The 14,936-nt window shown below is 62.7% G+C and carries 13 protein-coding genes; 4 read left to right on the forward strand and 9 right to left on the reverse strand.

Annotation, left to right across the window (positions count from 1 at the left end):
• Positions 1 to 42: 42 nt before the first annotated feature.
• Positions 43 to 1,335 (reverse strand): crotonyl-CoA carboxylase/reductase, encoded by a 1,293-nt coding sequence (gene ccrA, locus V6590_RS18005; RefSeq protein ID WP_335425074.1) that lies wholly within the window; start codon positions 1,333 to 1,335, stop codon positions 43 to 45.
• 323 nt (positions 1,336 to 1,658) lie between these two features.
• Here ccrA and V6590_RS18010 point away from each other — a divergent pair, with 323 nt between their 5' ends.
• On the forward strand, positions 1,659 to 1,865 hold the full coding sequence (locus V6590_RS18010) for a cold-shock protein (RefSeq protein WP_146286306.1): 207 nt from the start codon (positions 1,659 to 1,661) through the stop codon (positions 1,863 to 1,865).
• Between the two features lie 65 nt (positions 1,866 to 1,930).
• Here V6590_RS18010 and V6590_RS18015 read toward each other — a convergent pair whose 3' ends face one another.
• Positions 1,931 to 2,368, reverse strand: a complete 438-nt coding sequence (locus V6590_RS18015) for a hypothetical protein (protein WP_335425079.1) — start codon at positions 2,366 to 2,368, stop codon at positions 1,931 to 1,933.
• Between the two features lie 128 nt (positions 2,369 to 2,496).
• Here V6590_RS18015 and V6590_RS18020 point away from each other — a divergent pair, with 128 nt between their 5' ends.
• Entirely contained in the window at positions 2,497 to 3,480 is a 984-nt protein-coding gene (locus V6590_RS18020) for an alpha/beta hydrolase (protein WP_335425080.1), read from the forward strand.
• On the forward strand, positions 3,477 to 4,217 hold the full coding sequence (locus V6590_RS18025) for a class II aldolase and adducin N-terminal domain-containing protein (protein WP_335425081.1): 741 nt from the start codon (positions 3,477 to 3,479) through the stop codon (positions 4,215 to 4,217). Before V6590_RS18020 ends, V6590_RS18025 begins: the two co-directional genes overlap by 4 nt.
• A gap of 3 nt (positions 4,218 to 4,220) precedes the next feature.
• Here V6590_RS18025 and V6590_RS18030 read toward each other — a convergent pair whose 3' ends face one another.
• The 7 genes from V6590_RS18030 to V6590_RS18060 form a co-directional block, all read right to left on the reverse strand.
• Positions 4,221 to 5,054, reverse strand: a complete 834-nt coding sequence (locus tag V6590_RS18030) for an alkaline phosphatase family protein (RefSeq protein ID WP_335425082.1) — start codon at positions 5,052 to 5,054, stop codon at positions 4,221 to 4,223.
• 105 nt (positions 5,055 to 5,159) lie between these two features.
• Positions 5,160 to 6,794 carry an ABC transporter ATP-binding protein gene (locus tag V6590_RS18035; RefSeq protein WP_335425083.1) on the reverse strand — a complete coding sequence of 545 codons (1,635 nt, stop codon included), beginning with the start codon at positions 6,792 to 6,794 and terminating at the stop codon, positions 5,160 to 5,162.
• Positions 6,795 to 6,798: 4 nt separating this feature from the next.
• A complete protein-coding gene (locus tag V6590_RS18040) occupies positions 6,799 to 7,617 on the reverse strand; it encodes an ABC transporter permease (RefSeq protein WP_335425084.1) in 819 nt (272 codons plus the stop codon).
• Positions 7,614 to 8,576, reverse strand: coding sequence for an ABC transporter permease (locus tag V6590_RS18045; protein WP_335425086.1), 963 nt, complete (start codon positions 8,574 to 8,576; stop codon positions 7,614 to 7,616). The genes V6590_RS18040 and V6590_RS18045 overlap by 4 nt, the downstream gene beginning before the upstream one ends.
• Positions 8,577 to 8,579: 3 nt before the next feature.
• Positions 8,580 to 10,166 (reverse strand): ABC transporter substrate-binding protein, encoded by a 1,587-nt coding sequence (locus V6590_RS18050; RefSeq protein ID WP_335425087.1) that lies wholly within the window; start codon positions 10,164 to 10,166, stop codon positions 8,580 to 8,582.
• A gap of 100 nt (positions 10,167 to 10,266) precedes the next feature.
• Complete coding sequence (locus tag V6590_RS18055) at positions 10,267 to 12,243, reverse strand: CocE/NonD family hydrolase (protein WP_335425088.1); 1,977 nt, start codon at positions 12,241 to 12,243, stop codon at positions 10,267 to 10,269.
• A 78-nt stretch (positions 12,244 to 12,321) separates the two neighbouring features.
• The gene (locus V6590_RS18060; RefSeq protein WP_335425089.1) at positions 12,322 to 13,191 is read right to left on the reverse strand and encodes a LysR substrate-binding domain-containing protein; all 870 of its coding nucleotides are present in this window, start codon (positions 13,189 to 13,191) and stop codon (positions 12,322 to 12,324) included.
• Positions 13,192 to 13,283: 92 nt separating this feature from the next.
• On the opposite strand from V6590_RS18060, the gene betC reads away from it, so the two are divergent.
• Entirely contained in the window at positions 13,284 to 14,792 is a 1,509-nt protein-coding gene (betC, locus tag V6590_RS18065) for a choline-sulfatase (RefSeq protein WP_335425090.1), read from the forward strand.
• The last annotated feature ends 144 nt before the right edge of the window (positions 14,793 to 14,936 follow it).

A 14,936-nucleotide genomic window follows, 5' to 3' on the forward strand; every position in this document is an offset into this window, starting at 1 on the left:
CCCGATGACGGGCGGCGTTTGCGGCGGATCGGGGATGCCGGATTACCGCTTGATGCTGGCTTCCAGCGTGTCTTCAAAGGTGCGCAGGCCGGTATGCGGGGCCTGCACAAGCACCGCCATATTGCCTGGTTTGTGCTGGTTTTTGAGCATCAGCATATGCGCCTGCGGGATCTCGGCCCAGGGGAAAACCTCGGACATGCAGGGATCAAGGCGGCGTTCGCACATCAGTTTGTTGGCGGCGCTGGCTTGCTTGAGATGGGCGAAATGGCTGCCCTGCAAGCGTTTTTGGTGCATCCACATGTAGCGCACGTCAAAGGTGCAATTGAATCCGCTGGTTCCCGCACAGATCACAACCATGCCGCCCTTCTTGCAGATCAGTGATGATACCGGGAAGGTTTGTTCGCCCGGATGTTCGAACACCATATCCACATTCACGCCCTTGCCGGTGATATCCCAGATCGCCTTGCCGAACTTGCGGGCCTCTTTCAGCCATTCATTATATTCGGGGCTGTTGACCTTGGGCAGTTGCCCCCAGCATTTGAATTCGTTGCGGTTGATGACGCCCTTGGCCCCCAGGCCCAGCACGAAATCGCGCTTTGATTCGTCGGAGATGACCCCGATCGCATTGGCGCCCGCCGTATTGGCCAACTGGATCGCATAAGACCCCAGACCGCCCGAGGCCCCCCAGACCAGCACGTTCTGGCCCGGCTTCAGGTCATGCGGGGCATGGCCGAACAACATCCGGTAGGCTGTGGCCAGCGTCAGCGTGTAGCAGGCGCTTTCTTCCCAGCTCAGGTGCTTGGGTCTCGGCATCAACTGCTGGGCCTGCACCCGGGTGAACTGGGCAAACGACCCGTCATGCGTTTCATAGCCCCAGATGCGCTGCGTCGGAGAAAACATCGGATCGCCGCCGTTGCATTCTTCGTCGTCACCGTCATCCTGGTTGCAATGGACCACGACTTCGTCGCCCACCTTCCAGCGGGTGACTTTGGAGCCCACTTTCCAGACGATGCCAGCAGCATCCGAACCGGCGATATGATAGGGCTGCTTGTGGCCGTCAAACGGGCTGATCGGCACGCCCAAACCGGCCCACACACCGTTGTAGTTCACACCTGCGGCCATCACCAGCACCAGCACTTCGTGGCTGTCGATTTCCCAGGTATCCACCACTTCAAGCTGGAAGCTCTTGTCCGGCTCGCCGTGGCGTTCCCGGCGGATCGCCCACGCGTACATCTGCTTGGGCACATGGCCGAGAGGTGGCATCTCGCCGATCTCGTACAGGTCCTTGATGGGTGCGTCATAGGCGACGATGTTCTGATTCGTATCCAGAGCCATGGGGGCCTCCTGCCTGTTGGTGATGCCGCGCCGCAGAATCGGCGCGCCTATGCAGCAAAGAAATACAGCGACCGCGCAACAATGCAATGCTGATATTGCACATTTTGAAATTTTATGTCCGCCGCGTCGCAGCAAAACCCCAAATGGGGCGAAACGGGCGGTTTCGGACAAAAAGCTTGTATTTCAAGGCCGCGGGCCCCATATGTGATGGGCGACGTTATCTCTATCGACCACTGTCTCCCTTACCGGCCACAGCTATCGACATGCGCTGACGAGCCGAGCCGCCACAGTTCCGTGGGCGGCACTTTAGAGGAGACATCACGATGGCCAAGGGCACCGTGAAATGGTTCAACGCCACCAAAGGCTTCGGCTTTATCGCCCCGGAAGGCGGCAAGAAGGACGTGTTCGTCCACATCACCGCGCTGGAGCGCGCCGGCATCCGTTCGCTGGCTGACGGTCAGGCTGTGACCTTCGACATCGAAGCAGGCCGTGACGGCCGCGAGTCGGCGACCAACCTGTCGCTGGCCTGATTTCGGGTCACCGGAATACCGAAGGGCGGGCCATTGGCCCGCCCTTCATCATTTCAACGCTTTAATCAAGCCGCCTGCCACATCATCCGTTCGCGCAGCGCATGTTCGAAGCCGACGCGCATAGAGACCGCCGACAGCGGCGAACGCAGCAGGATGGGGGCGCTGCGGTCATCCGGAAAGCTCTGTGTGCTGCATTCGGTCGATACCAGGATCACCGGCACCTGACAGCCAGCGGCGCGCAGGATGGCAAAGGCCCGGCGCCCGGCATCAAGCCCGCCGAAGGTTTCGCAATCCATCACGAACAGACCATACCCAGCAGGATCGTCAATCAGGGTTTCCAACGCGGCGAACATCTCGCCTTGCGCCTCGGGCAAGCCGCCGAACCCGGCAATGCGCATCGAAACCGCCTCGGCAGCCCGGGATCCGGTTTCAGCCAGCAACAACACGCGAACACCCCAGCCCACCAGGGCAGCGTCGTGATCTTCGGGACGGAACAACTGCATCTTACCCTCACGGACGAAGAGAACCTGTTAACCTGACATTTACCTACCGAACGCGACGAGATTAGGGGGAAAATGGGGCAATATCGCCCCGTCACTGTCGTGAATTGTGGCGCCTTTTGCGCCAATCCATGATCTCGTATTCTCGTCGCAGCGTGACCACGGATCATTCCAGCATGCCCGAAGCAGATTACCAGAACCTTATCGACGGCCCGACCTGGGCCTTTATCCGCGAAACGGATCGTTGGTATCCCCCGGAGGCCGTGGGTCTGACGATTGCCGAACAGCGCGATGTCTATAACAGGATGTGCGCCGCCTTCCGCAAGCCCCACCCGGCAGGCATAACCGTGCGTGACGAAAGCCTGGGTGGCGTGATGTGCCGCATATATGAACCCACGCAGGCCGCGCAGACTGCGATGTATTTCCATGGCGGCGGTTTTGTCGTCGGCGGTCTGGACAGCCATGACGACGTCTGCGCCGAGTTATGCGCGGCAACCGGGCTGCGCATCGTCAGCGCCGATTACCGGCTGGCACCGGAACACCGCCATCCCGCCGCATATGAGGATTGCCTGTCGGCCAGCCGCGCCGTGCTGGATCGCTGGCCCGGCCCTCTGATCATGGCGGGGGATTCCGCCGGTGGATCGCTCGCGGCCTCGGTCACCCACGCCTTGCGGGGCACAGGGCGGATCAACGGTCAGGTGCTGATCTACCCGTCGCTTGGGGGCGACCGGAGCACGGGCAGCTATCTGACCCATGCCCATGCACCCATGCTGACCCTTGCGGATGTGGAGTTTTACCTGACCATCCGGCACCCCGGGCCACCGCCAGAACATGACCCGACAGCCGCCGCCTTGCAGGACAACGATTTCACCGGCCTGCCGCCCAGCGTGATTTTCGCCGCCGAATGTGATCCGCTGGCCGATGACGGGCGTGAGTATCGCGACAGGGTGCTTGCGGCAGGCGGACGCGCGGCCTCGATCGTCGATACGGGGCTGGTGCATGGCTGGCTGCGCGCGCGCCATTCGGTGCCGCGTGCCGCTGAAAGCTTTGCCCGGATCGCCGCCACCTTGCGGGCCCTGTCCACCGGCGTCTGGCCCTTCGGAGACCGCGCATGACCAACACCCCTGCCCATTGGGATGACCGTGTCGATCTGGCCGCCAGCTTTCGCTGGGCGGTGAAGCTGAACCTGCATGAGGCAGTGTCGAACCACTTCTCGCTCGCGGTGAACCCGTCTGGCAGCCGCTTTCTCATCAATCCCAATGCGCGGCATTTTGCGCGGATTACGGCCTCAAGCCTGATCGAGATTGATGCCGAAGACCCCACGACCCTGCAACGCCCCGATGCCCCGGACCCGACGGCCTGGGGACTGCACGGATCAATTCACCGCGCCCTGCCCCATGCGCGCTGCCTGATGCATGTGCATTCCATCCACGCCACGGTGCTGGCCAGCCTTGCCGACAGCCGCCTGCCCGCGATCGACCAGAACAGCGCGATGTTCCATGGCCGTCATGTGGTGGATGACGCCTATGGTGGCATGGCGTTTGAGGAAGAAGGCCGTCGCTGCGCCGCATTGCTGGCTGATCCCAGACTCACCACGCTGATCCTGGGCAATCACGGCGTGCTGGTGGTGGACCAAAGCGTGGCGGAAACCTTCAACCGGCTGGTATTCTTCGAACGGGCGGCAGAAACCTATATCCGCGCCTTGCAGACCGGCCGTCCGTTGCGGGTGCTGCCCGATGCCATTGCCGAAAAGACCGCGCGGGAATGGGAAGATTATCCCGGCTATGCCGAGGCCCATCTGCGCGAAATCAAGGCCCTGCTGGATATCGAGGGCAGCGACTGGCGCAGCTGAACGCTAACGTTCAAACAGCGGCAGGGCTGCCATGCTGGCAGGAACCGGCACACCAAGCCGGTTCAGGATGCCCGGTGCCAGAGACAACTGATCGAGCAGCGTATCAGGCGCAGGCCCTTCGGCCGCCCCAAAGTAATACAGGGCAAAATCGCGCTGGTCATCAGACGTGCCACCGTGATGGCCCCGCGCATCCTGCCCGTGATCTGCGGTCACGATCACCTCATAGCCGGCATTGCGCCACCGCTGAACAAAGGGCGCAAGCTGGGCATCCAGCGCATAGCAGGCATGGTCCATCTCGGCGCAGGCATGCCCGAAGCGGTGGCCCATGCTGTCCAATGTGCAGGTATGCAGCATCCCGTAATCAATGCCATGGCCTTCGCAAAGCCGGGTCAGGGTGCCAAACAGATCATGATCGGCCGGCGTCGCCTGATTGATCAAGTTGTAGCCATACATGGTATGAAACCGGCCATGGGTGATCGGCCCGCCCGGTTCATCATATTCGATGTCGCGCACCACATCGAAGGGCGCACGATTGAAGAATTCCGACCAGAAACTGTGGGCCACCGCCCCGGTACGCAGCCCGGCCCGGCTGGCTTCGGAAAAGATATCGGGATGATCGAGCCGCCGCACCGCCTCATTGCCCCAGACCCCGGTCACCTGTGGCGGCAGGCCAGTATGGATCGAGGCGTAACAACTGGCCGAAGTTGACGGCAGCACCGAGCGCATCCGCCAGATCCGGGCGGCGCCCTGCGCCACCCAGCCCTCCAGATTGCCGAAAAGCCGCCGCCAATTGCCATAGGGCACCCCGTCGATAAGGATCAGCAGCAGCTTGGCCATGGCCCTCTCCTGCCCCGCCGACAGCAAACATGGTCAGGTCGGCTGCCTCCGGCGGGGATATTTTGCCATATTAGAGGGGCAAGGCCGCGCCCTGCCCCCGACCGTTCAGTTGCCCGCACTTTCCATGCGGCGATGCGCCAGAACCTGCTCCAGCCAACCCAGTTTCATGTCTGGCACCGATGACAGCAGCAGATCGGTATAGTCATCGAAAGGTGGGCTGAGCACTTCGGTCTTGCTGCCGTAGCGCTGCAGCTTGCCCTTGTACATCACCGCGATCCGGTCGGCGATGGCACGCACCGTCGCCAGATCATGGGTGATGAAGAGATAGGACACGCCTTCCTGCGCCTGCAGGTTCAGGAGCAGTTTCAGGATGCCGTCGGCCACCAACGGATCCAGCGCCGAGGTCACCTCGTCGCAGATGATGAGCTTCGGCTTGGCCGCCAGCGACCGGGCGATGCAGACGCGTTGCTTCTGCCCGCCCGACAGTTCTGCCGGGTAGCGGTCGGCATAGCCCTTGCCCATTTCGATCTGGTCGAGCAATTCCTGCACCCGTTTGCGTTTCGCGTCGCCTTTCAGGCCGAAATAGAATTCAAGCGGGCGGCCGATGATGGTTTCAACCGTCTGGCGCGGGTTCATTGCCACATCGGCCATCTGGTAGATCATCTGCAATTCGCGCAGGTCTTCCCGCGTGCGCCCGGCCAGATCGGGGCTGAGCGTGCGTCCGGCAAAGGTGATGCGGCCTTGCGATGCGGGCAATAGCCCGGTGATCACCCGCGCCAGGGTCGATTTGCCCGATCCGCTTTCGCCCACCACCGCAAGCGTCTGCCCCGGCGGCAGATCGACCGTCACATTCTGCAGCACGTCGAACTGGGTGCCTCGGTAACGCGCGGTGATGTTCTGCACGCTGAGAACAGGCGCGACATCGGCTGATTTCTCGACATGCTCGATCGAGCGGATCGCGACCAGCGCCTGTGTATAGGCTTCGCGCGGGGCTTCGATGATCTGTTGGCAGCTGCCATATTCGACCGTCTTTCCATGGCGCAGCACCATGATGTCATCGGCCACCTGCGCCACGACTGCCAGATCATGGGTGATATAGAGCGCGGCCACCCCGGTTTCGTGAATTGCCCGCTTGATCGCCGCCAGAACGTCGATCTGCGTGGTCACATCCAGTGCAGTGGTCGGTTCGTCAAAGATCACCAGATCGGGTTTGGGGCACAGCGCCATCGCCGTCATCACCCGCTGCAACTGCCCGCCAGAGACCTGATGCGGAAAGCGTTTGCCGATGGTTTCGGGATTGGGCAGACCCAATTGCCGAAACAGATCGACCGCGCGTTTTTCGGCATCGGCCCGCCCCATCATCCCGCGCGACAGGGTGGTTTCGATCACCTGATCCATCAACGGCTTGGCCGGGTTGAAGCTGGCGGCGGCAGATTGCGCCACATAGGTCACTTCCTTGCCGCGCAGCGCGCGCAGGCCGCGTGCGCCGCCCTTCAGGATGTCGCGCCCGTTCAGGATGACCTGCCCGCCGGTGATGCGCACGCCCCCCCGGCCATAGGCCATGGACGACAGGCCGATGGTGGATTTGCCGGCGCCACTTTCGCCGATCAGGCCCAGAACCTTGCCCTTCTGCAAGCTGAGCGAGACACCATGCACCAGTGTGACGGTCTTGGGTGGTTCACCCGGCGGATAGGACGTGGCCTCGATCACCAGATCGCGGATGTCAAGAAGCGGGGTCATGTCATCACGCACCGCGGCCTCCTTTCAGGCTGGAGGTGCGGTTCAGCACCCAGTCGGCCACAAGGTTGACCGAAATGGCAAGCGTGGCGATGGCAAAGGCCGGGATCAGCGCGGCAGGGATACCATAGACGATGCCCTCCTTGTTCTCCTTCACAATCCCGCCCCAATCGGCCATCGGCGGTTGCACCCCAAGCCCGAGGAAGGACAGGGTCGAGATGAACAGGACGGCAAAGATGAAACGCAGGCCCATTTCGGCCACCAGCGGCGACAAGGCGTTGGGCAGGATTTCGCGGAAGATGATCCAGCCCTGCTTTTCCCCCCGGAGCCGGGCAGCCTCCACATAGTCCATCACGGTGATATCGACCGCAACGGCGCGCGCCAGTCGAAAGACCCGGGTGGCATCCAGCAGGCCCATCACAAGGATCAAGACCGGCAGCGTGACCGGGACCACAGACAGAACCACCAGCGCAGAAATCAGCGAGGGGATCGACATCATCAGATCGACCCCGCGCGACAGCAGCTGGTCTATCCAGCCGCCGCGCACCGCCGCCAGAAATCCCAGGATCGACCCAAGCCCGAAGCTGAGCAAGGTGGCCGCCGTCGCCACGAAGATGGTGGTCTGGCCGCCCCAGATCATCCGGCTGAGCAGATCGCGGCCAATACTGTCGGTGCCGAGCCAGAACTGGCTTGAGGCCGGTTCCCAGCTGTCGCCGACAATTTCAGCCATGCCATAGGGCGCGATCCAGGGGGCAAACAAGGCAGCCGCAAAATAGGCGCCGGTGAAGATCAGCCCGATCAGGGCTGCAAGCGGAATACGGGTCATTTCGGATGCCTCAGCCGCGGGTTGGCCAGGATCGAGACAATATCGGCCACGAGATTGAGTCCGATATAGACGGCGGCAAACACAAGCCCGCAGGCCTGCACCACCGGCACATCACGTTTCGACACATGGTCCACCAGATATTGCCCCATGCCGGGATAGACAAAGACCACCTCGACCACGACCACACCCACTACAAGATAGGCGAGGTTGATCATCACGACATTCACCACTGGGGCGATGGCATTGGGAAAGGCATGGCGGGCGATAACGGCAAAGGGTGACAGCCCCTTCAGCTCCGCCGTTTCGACATAGGCCGATTGCATCACGTTCAGGATGGCCGCCCGCGTCATCCGCATCATGTGGCCCAGAACCGCCAGCACCAGCACGATGACCGGCAGCCCGATGGCCGTCAGGCGTTCACCAAAGGTCATGCCGTCATAGACCGTCGAGAGCGAAGGCAGCACCCGGTATTGCACGGCCAGAAAGAAGATGGCGATGTAGCCCAGCAGGAATTCCGGCACCGAAATGGTGGCCAGCGTCACCGCAGAAATCGCCTTGTCGGGCCAGCGGTTGCGGTAGCGCACCGAAATCAGACCCAGAAGTATGGCCAGCGGCACGGCGATCACCGCGGCGGTTGCCGCAAGGAACAGCGTATTCGCCAGACGCCCGCCCAAAGCGGGGGCAATCGGTTGGCTATTGGACAACGCCGTGCCAAGATCGCCCTGCAACACCCCGAAAAGCCAGTTGAAATACCGCGTGACGGCGGGCTCGTTCAGACCCAGCTCCTCACGCAGATTGGCCAGCGTTTCAGGCGTTGCCGCCTGCCCCAGAATGGCCTGGGCCACATCACCCGGCAGGATCTGAGTGCCCAGAAAGATCAGCACAGACGCCGCCAGCAAGAGAAGGAGGCCCAGCGAAATCCGCTGGGCGACCAGTTTCACGACCGGATGTAGCGCCATTGATCAGGCGAACCAGGTCTTGTGGGTCAGGTAGCCGTTCATCTGCTCCAGCTGCGGGTCGTCGATCCAGCCCGCCACCTTGTCGCTGATGGCGTCGATGAAATCGTTGAACATCGGGCAGATTACCCCGCCCTCTTCCCACAGGATGTTTGCGACCTTGCTGTAGATTTCCTTGCGCTTGGCCGTATCGGTTTCCGACCGGGCCTGCATGATCAGCGCATCGAAATCGGCATTCTTGAACTTGGTGTCGTTCCAGTCTGCCGTTGACAGATAGGCCGTCGAGTACATCTGGTCCTGCACCGGACGCCCGCCCCAATAGCTGGCGCAGAAGGGCATCACGTTCCACACATCCGACCAATAGCCGTCATCCGGCACGCGCTTGATTTCCAGCGGAATGCCCGCCTGCTTGGCCGTGGCCTGGAACAGCGCCGCTGCATCCACCGCACCGGGGAACGCCCCATCGGCCACGATCAGTTCAATCGGGCTGCCATCATGGCCAGAGGCCTTGTAATGCTCGGCGGCCTTTTCGATCGAGAATTCGCGCTGCGGCAGGCTTTCATCGAACAGCGGGTAGGATTTGTTGATCGGAATATCATTTCCGACCGACCCGAAGCCATCAAGGATCTTGTCCACCATTTCCTGACGGTTGATCGCGTATTTCAGCGCCAGACGCAGGTCCTTGTTGTCGAACGGGGCCTTGTCCACATGCATGATGAAGACGTAATGGCCCGGGCCCGACACGTTCTTGACCACGACACCGGGCGCGCGGGACAGCAGCTTGGCCACCTTGGGATCGACGCGGTTGATCGCATGGACCTGACCCGATTGCAGCGCGGCGGTGCGGGCGGTGTTGTCGTTGATGACAAGGAATTCGACCCCGTCATAGTGACCGACGGCCGGATCCCAGTGATCAGCAAACTTTTCAAAGACATAGCGAACGCCGGGTTCCGCCGAAACCACCTTGTAGGGGCCGGTGCCGATCCCGGCATTGGGGTTATCGACGCCGCCCTTGGGCTGCACCACAAGGTGATAATCGGCCAGCAGATAGGGCAGGTCGGCATTGCCGGTATGCAGGGTCAGCACGACATTGTCGCCGTCCACCGCGATGTCCTTGATGCCCTGCATGATGCCGAAGGCACCGGATTTCGCATTTTCATCCGACTGACGGCGCAGGCTTGCGGCGGCGTCTTCGGCGGTCATTTCGGTGCCGTCATGGAACTTCACGCCCTTGCGGATCTTGAAGGTCCAGGTCACGGAATCGGCGCTGCTTTCCACCGCTTCGGCCAGACGCGGCACGATGGCCTTGTCAGGTCCGACGACGACCAGCGTATCCCCCCATTGACGGTTCACGTTGAAGGCCACTGGACCATCAGCCAGACCCGGGTCCAAAGCATCGGTGCTTTCACCGCCGCCCAGGCCCAGCTTCAGCACGCCGCCCTTCTTGGGCTCTTCGGCGCGGGCCTGGCCCGGCATCAGCGAGGTGCCAAGCGCCGCCGCCAGACCAAGCGCAGAGGCCCGGCCCAGAAATGCCCGGCGGTTCATCCGGCTCGCGTCAATCCAGTCCACGAGTTTGGCAAGATCGTCCTTCATATTTCAGCTCCCTGACGGCTTTGTTCTGGTTAGCGCAAGCATGGGACCAAGAGGCCCCATGCGTAAACGATTATTTTCCGATGCGGATGTCGTTCTTGTGTCACACATGGTCGCGAGGGGTATTGTCAAAAAACTCGCGCGTAAGGACCCGAGTCTCCCCTTCCCATGCCTCCAGCCTGGCGGAATGCACCAGGGCGTCGGGGGATGATTCGAGCCTTGATACCGCCCGTGTCCGCACCGACCAATCGCCGCGCGACAGGCGCTGTTCGTAGGTGACCTCCACCCGCGCGCTCAGCGGATCGGCCGGGTTGATGCGCCACACCTCGCGCATCGTTTCGCCCGTTATCAGGCCATGGGTCAGGTTTTCGACATCGCCGCCATCATCTTCCACGATCAGTTCCCAATCACCGGTCAGCAGGTCCTGCGCGATGCGTCGGGTTGCATGGCTGGGCCGGATCACCCGATGCGCCCAGGGGGCGGCGGTTTCGGGCGGGGGTGGCGCCCATTCATCGCCAAGGCTGCCACGATGGCGCGGCAGCGTGATCTGACCCGACCGCACCGTCAGCGTCGCCGCCACCGGGGCAGGCCAGACAAAGGGCCAGTAGGTCGTGGACAGCGCCAACCGCAACCTGTGGCCCGGCGCCAGCCGATAGCCGGTTTCATCCAGATCCAGAACCACCTCGAACGGCTGGCCCACAGGCACCGGGCTGGGTTCGGCCATGCTGTCGCGATGACGCAGGTTCAGCATGCCATGGGTGATCCGGGTGGAACTGCCATCGGGGGCCACATCGCACAGCCGGGCAATCAGATGGGCAAAGGGTTGATCGCAGTCCAGCACAAGGGTCAGCCGGGGGCGACCCAGCAGGTCCATCCCTTCGGGCAGGTCGATGTCTAGGCACACCGACATCGCATCTTCGCCCTGCTGATCACCCGGCAATTCGGCATTCAGCCCCATCGGGAAAAACTCGCCCGCATGCAGCCCCAGATGCTGCGGCGTGCAGATCTTGCGCCCTGCCAACGGAGCCAGATCATGCGTTTCGGGCGCAACCCGATCGCTGCGCGGCCAATCGGGTTCCACCACCCAATGCCCCTTGCGATGGGCGGGTGCGGCGGAGACCGGCTGCGAATGCAGCATGTAGGCCCGGTAGCGCGGCCCCTGCGCCACGCCGTTGTCGATGCCTTTCAACCAGCAATCCCACCAGCGGATTGCCTCTTGCAGAAAACCGATCTGCGGACCGGGCACTGCGGTATGCGGGTATTGGTGGACCCAAGGCCCCATCAGCCCCTGCCCCACGCCCGGATGATTGGCCATCACATGGCCCAGCGTGTTCAGGTAATTGTCGGCCCAGCCGCCCAGATTCAGCACCGGAATGGTCATCCGCGACCAGTCTTCGCAGATCGACCCGTGCCGCCAATAGCCATCGCGGGACTGGTGCGCGGCCCAGATCGGGGCCAGAAACGGCTGCGCCTCCAGCCGCTTCAGCCAGTCTTCGCGCCAGTCGGGCCGCAGCACCGGATCGGCAGGGCGCGAACTGAAGGACAGCATCACCGCCCCCCAACCCAGATTTTCGCCCAGCAGGCATCCCCCCTTGAAGTGGATGTCATCGGCAAACCGATCAGCCGTCGAACAGACCGAAATCACCGCCTTCAGCGCAGGGTGGCCATTGAAGGCGGCCTGCAGGCAATTGAAGCCGCCCCAGCTTTTGCCCATCATCCCGACAGCGCCGGAACACCAGGGCTGCGCGGCCAGAAATCCGATCACCGACAGCGCGTCATCCATCTCGGCCTGGCTGTATTCGTCCAACATCAGCCCTTCGCTGTCGCCATTGCCGCGAATATCCACCCGCACACAGGCATAACCCGCCCGCGCCACATAGGGATGCATCAACTCGTCGCGCGGCAAGGTTCCATCCCGTTTGCGGTAGGGGATGTATTCCAGCACCGCCGGAACCGGCCGCAGCGCTGCATCGGCAGGCATCCAGACCCGGGCCGACAGGCTGACACCATCAGGCATCGGGATGCGCAGATCCTCGATCTCGATCAATTCGGGCAGGGTATTGGGTCGGGTCTCGGTCATCTGGGCCTCCATCTTTTGGCCAAGCCTAGACCCCATGCCCCGAACGGGATCACACGGGCGCGACGGCGGATGGCGCGATCAGGCCAACTCGCTGCGCAGCCAGTCGAACAGGATCCGATGCGCCGTGGTTTCCGGCCCCGGTGCCACCACCCAATAGCCGCTGTCGGGGCGCAGCACCTCTGCGCCAAGCGCGACCAAGGCCCCCGAAGCCAGATGCGCGTCGATCAGCGGACGCCAACCCAAGGCCACGCCCTGCCCGGCCAGCGCAGCCTGAACCACGAATTCATAGGTGTTCAGCGCCAGTTCCCCCGCCCGCGCCGGACGGTTCAGCCCCTGCCCGGCAAACCAGCCGGCCCAGGTCAGCCAGCGCCGATCCGTCGGCGCCTCGACATGCAGCAGCGCCGCATCGGCCAACCGGGCCGGGCTGTCAAACGGCCCCTGCGCCGCCAGATGATCGGGGGCGCAAACCGGAACCACCCGCTCGGGCATCCAGAGCCAGCCTTCAACATCGCCCTGCCGGGCGAAGCGGATCGCCACTTCGCCCGATCGCGGCGGTCTGCCATCCTGCGCTGCGGTGATCTGGATTTCGATCTCGGGGTGAAGCGCGCGAAACCGGCCCAGCCGGGGCATCAGCCAGAGGCCCGCAAATCCGAAATCGGTCAGGATGCGCAGATTTGGCGCCCGCGCCATCGCCCGCACTTCGGCCAGCGCGGCATCGATCTGCGCCAGTGCGGGCAGCAGGCCGCGCAACAAAACCTCGCCTGCCGGGGTGGGGGTGCATCCGCCCCGGCCCCGGATGAACAGGGCCACACCCAGATGATCCTCGGCGCGGCGCAGCTGATAGCTGATCGCAGGCTGGCTCAGGCCCAAGGCCGCCCCCGCGCGTGTCAGATTGCCCGCCCGGGCGACGGCTTCGATCACCCGTAGGGCCGATGGATCAAGTTGCATCCAAAATCCTTATGCAAAGCATCGAAATTCCGCCCCTTTTCACAGCACAGCATATGGGTTTCTAATAGCGCATTGTTTCACAGGCGCGCCAGATGACCCAAAAGCCCAATATCCTGATCCTGATGGTGGACCAATTGACCGGGACGCTGTTCCCGGATGGCCCTGCCGATTGGCTGCATGCGCCCAACCTCAAGAAGCTGGCCGCGCGTTCGGTACGTTTTGCCAATGCCTATACCGCCTCGCCGCTTTGCGCACCGGCGCGGGCCAGTTTCATGTCTGGCCAATTGCCGCGCCGGACGCGGGTTTATGACAACGCAGCCGAATTTACCTCGGACATTCCAACCTTCGCCCATCACCTGCGCCGCGCCGGGTATCAGACCGCGCTGTCGGGCAAGATGCATTTCGTCGGCCCCGATCAGCTGCACGGGTTCGAACAGCGCCTGACCACCGACATCTACCCCGCCGACTTCGGCTGGACCCCGGATTACCGCAAGCCGGGCGAGCGGATCGACTGGTGGTATCACAATCTGGGCAGCGTCACTGGCGCGGGCGTGGCCGAGATCACAAACCAGTTGGAATATGACGACGACGTGTGCTTTCAGGCGGTGCAGAAAATCTACGACCTGTCGCGCGGGCTGGATGCCCGGCCATGGGCACTGTGTGCCAGCTTCACCCATCCGCATGATCCCTTCGTCGCGCGGCGCAAATACTGGGATCTGTACAACGATTGTGCCCATCTCGATGCGCCCGAGGCCATCCCTTATGAGGAAATGGACCCCCATTCGCAGCGCCTGATGGATGCCTGCGACTGGCGCAGCCTTGAGGTCACCGCTGAACACATCCGCCGCGCGCGTCAGGGCTATTTCGCAAATATCTCTTACGTCGATAACAAGATCGGCGAAATTCTGGCCGCGCTGGAGGCCAGCCGCCAAGAGGCGATCATCTTCTTCGTCTCCGACCATGGCGAAATGCTGGGGCGGCGCGGGCTGTGGTTCAAGATGAACTTCTTTGAAGGCTCGGCCCGCGTGCCGCTGATGGTGGCGGCGCCCGGCCTTGAACCCGGCCGGATCGAAACCCCGGTTTGCACCATCGACGTGACACCGACGCTGTGTGACCTTGCAGGCATTTCGATGGATGAGGTGATGCCATGGACCGATGGCGAAAGCCTTGTGCCGCTGGCCAAGGGGTTTGACCGCACAAGCCCCGTCGCGATGGAATATGCGGCAGAGGGTAGCATAACCCCCTTGGTCGCCTTGCGGCAGGGTCGGTGGAAATACACCCGCTGCATGGCCGACCCCGAGCAGCTTTTCGATCTGGAGATGGACCCCGAGGAACGGGTGAACCTCGCCACCGATCCCGCCCATGCCGAGACTTTGGCCCATTTCCGGGCCATGGCGGATGCACGTTGGGATCTGGCGCGCTACGATTCAGAAGTACGCGAAAGTCAGGCCCGCCGCTGGGTGGTCTATGAGGCGCTGCGCAATGGCAGCTATTTCCCTTGGGATTACCAGCCGCTGCGCGCCGCCTCCGAACGCTATATGCGCAACCACATGGACCTGAACGTGCTGGAAGAAAGCAAACGCTTCCCGCGCGGGGAATAGATGCGGTCGGCGGCTGCAACGCGGATCTCTCGGCCCCCTCACATCGCCCCATGAGAAAGGCCCGGCACTTGCGCACCGGGCCCGCATTCCGTGGCAACGCCTTTGACGGGGGTTCGATGCCCCCGGCAAAGGCCCCCCGTTTCT

It is taken from the genome of Gemmobacter denitrificans, from assembly GCF_036964905.1.
GTDB classification, from domain to species: Bacteria; Pseudomonadota; Alphaproteobacteria; order Rhodobacterales; family Rhodobacteraceae; genus Gemmobacter; species Gemmobacter denitrificans.

What these genes read in the sequence shown, in the direction of transcription:
- V6590_RS18050 (WP_335425087.1), bottom strand. Translation starts at nt 10,166, where the DNA reads ATGAAGGACGATCTTGCCAAACTCGTGGACTGGATTGACGCGAGCCGG.
- V6590_RS18035 (WP_335425083.1), bottom strand. Translation starts at nt 6,794, where the DNA reads ATGACCCCGCTTCTTGACATCCGCGATCTGGTGATCGAGGCCACGTCC.
- V6590_RS18030 (WP_335425082.1), bottom strand. Translation starts at nt 5,054, where the DNA reads ATGGCCAAGCTGCTGCTGATCCTTATCGACGGGGTGCCCTATGGCAAT.
- V6590_RS18055 (WP_335425088.1), bottom strand. Translation starts at nt 12,243, where the DNA reads ATGACCGAGACCCGACCCAATACCCTGCCCGAATTGATCGAGATCGAG.
- V6590_RS18015 (WP_335425079.1), bottom strand. Translation starts at nt 2,368, where the DNA reads ATGCAGTTGTTCCGTCCCGAAGATCACGACGCTGCCCTGGTGGGCTGG.
- V6590_RS18010 (WP_146286306.1), top strand. Translation starts at nt 1,659, where the DNA reads ATGGCCAAGGGCACCGTGAAATGGTTCAACGCCACCAAAGGCTTCGGC.
- V6590_RS18020 (WP_335425080.1), top strand. Translation starts at nt 2,497, where the DNA reads ATGATCTCGTATTCTCGTCGCAGCGTGACCACGGATCATTCCAGCATG.
- V6590_RS18025 (WP_335425081.1), top strand. Translation starts at nt 3,477, where the DNA reads ATGACCAACACCCCTGCCCATTGGGATGACCGTGTCGATCTGGCCGCC.
- betC (WP_335425090.1), top strand. Translation starts at nt 13,284, where the DNA reads ATGACCCAAAAGCCCAATATCCTGATCCTGATGGTGGACCAATTGACC.
- V6590_RS18060 (WP_335425089.1), bottom strand. Translation starts at nt 13,191, where the DNA reads ATGCAACTTGATCCATCGGCCCTACGGGTGATCGAAGCCGTCGCCCGG.
- ccrA (WP_335425074.1), bottom strand. Translation starts at nt 1,335, where the DNA reads ATGGCTCTGGATACGAATCAGAACATCGTCGCCTATGACGCACCCATC.
- V6590_RS18045 (WP_335425086.1), bottom strand. Translation starts at nt 8,576, where the DNA reads ATGGCGCTACATCCGGTCGTGAAACTGGTCGCCCAGCGGATTTCGCTG.
- V6590_RS18040 (WP_335425084.1), bottom strand. Translation starts at nt 7,617, where the DNA reads ATGACCCGTATTCCGCTTGCAGCCCTGATCGGGCTGATCTTCACCGGC.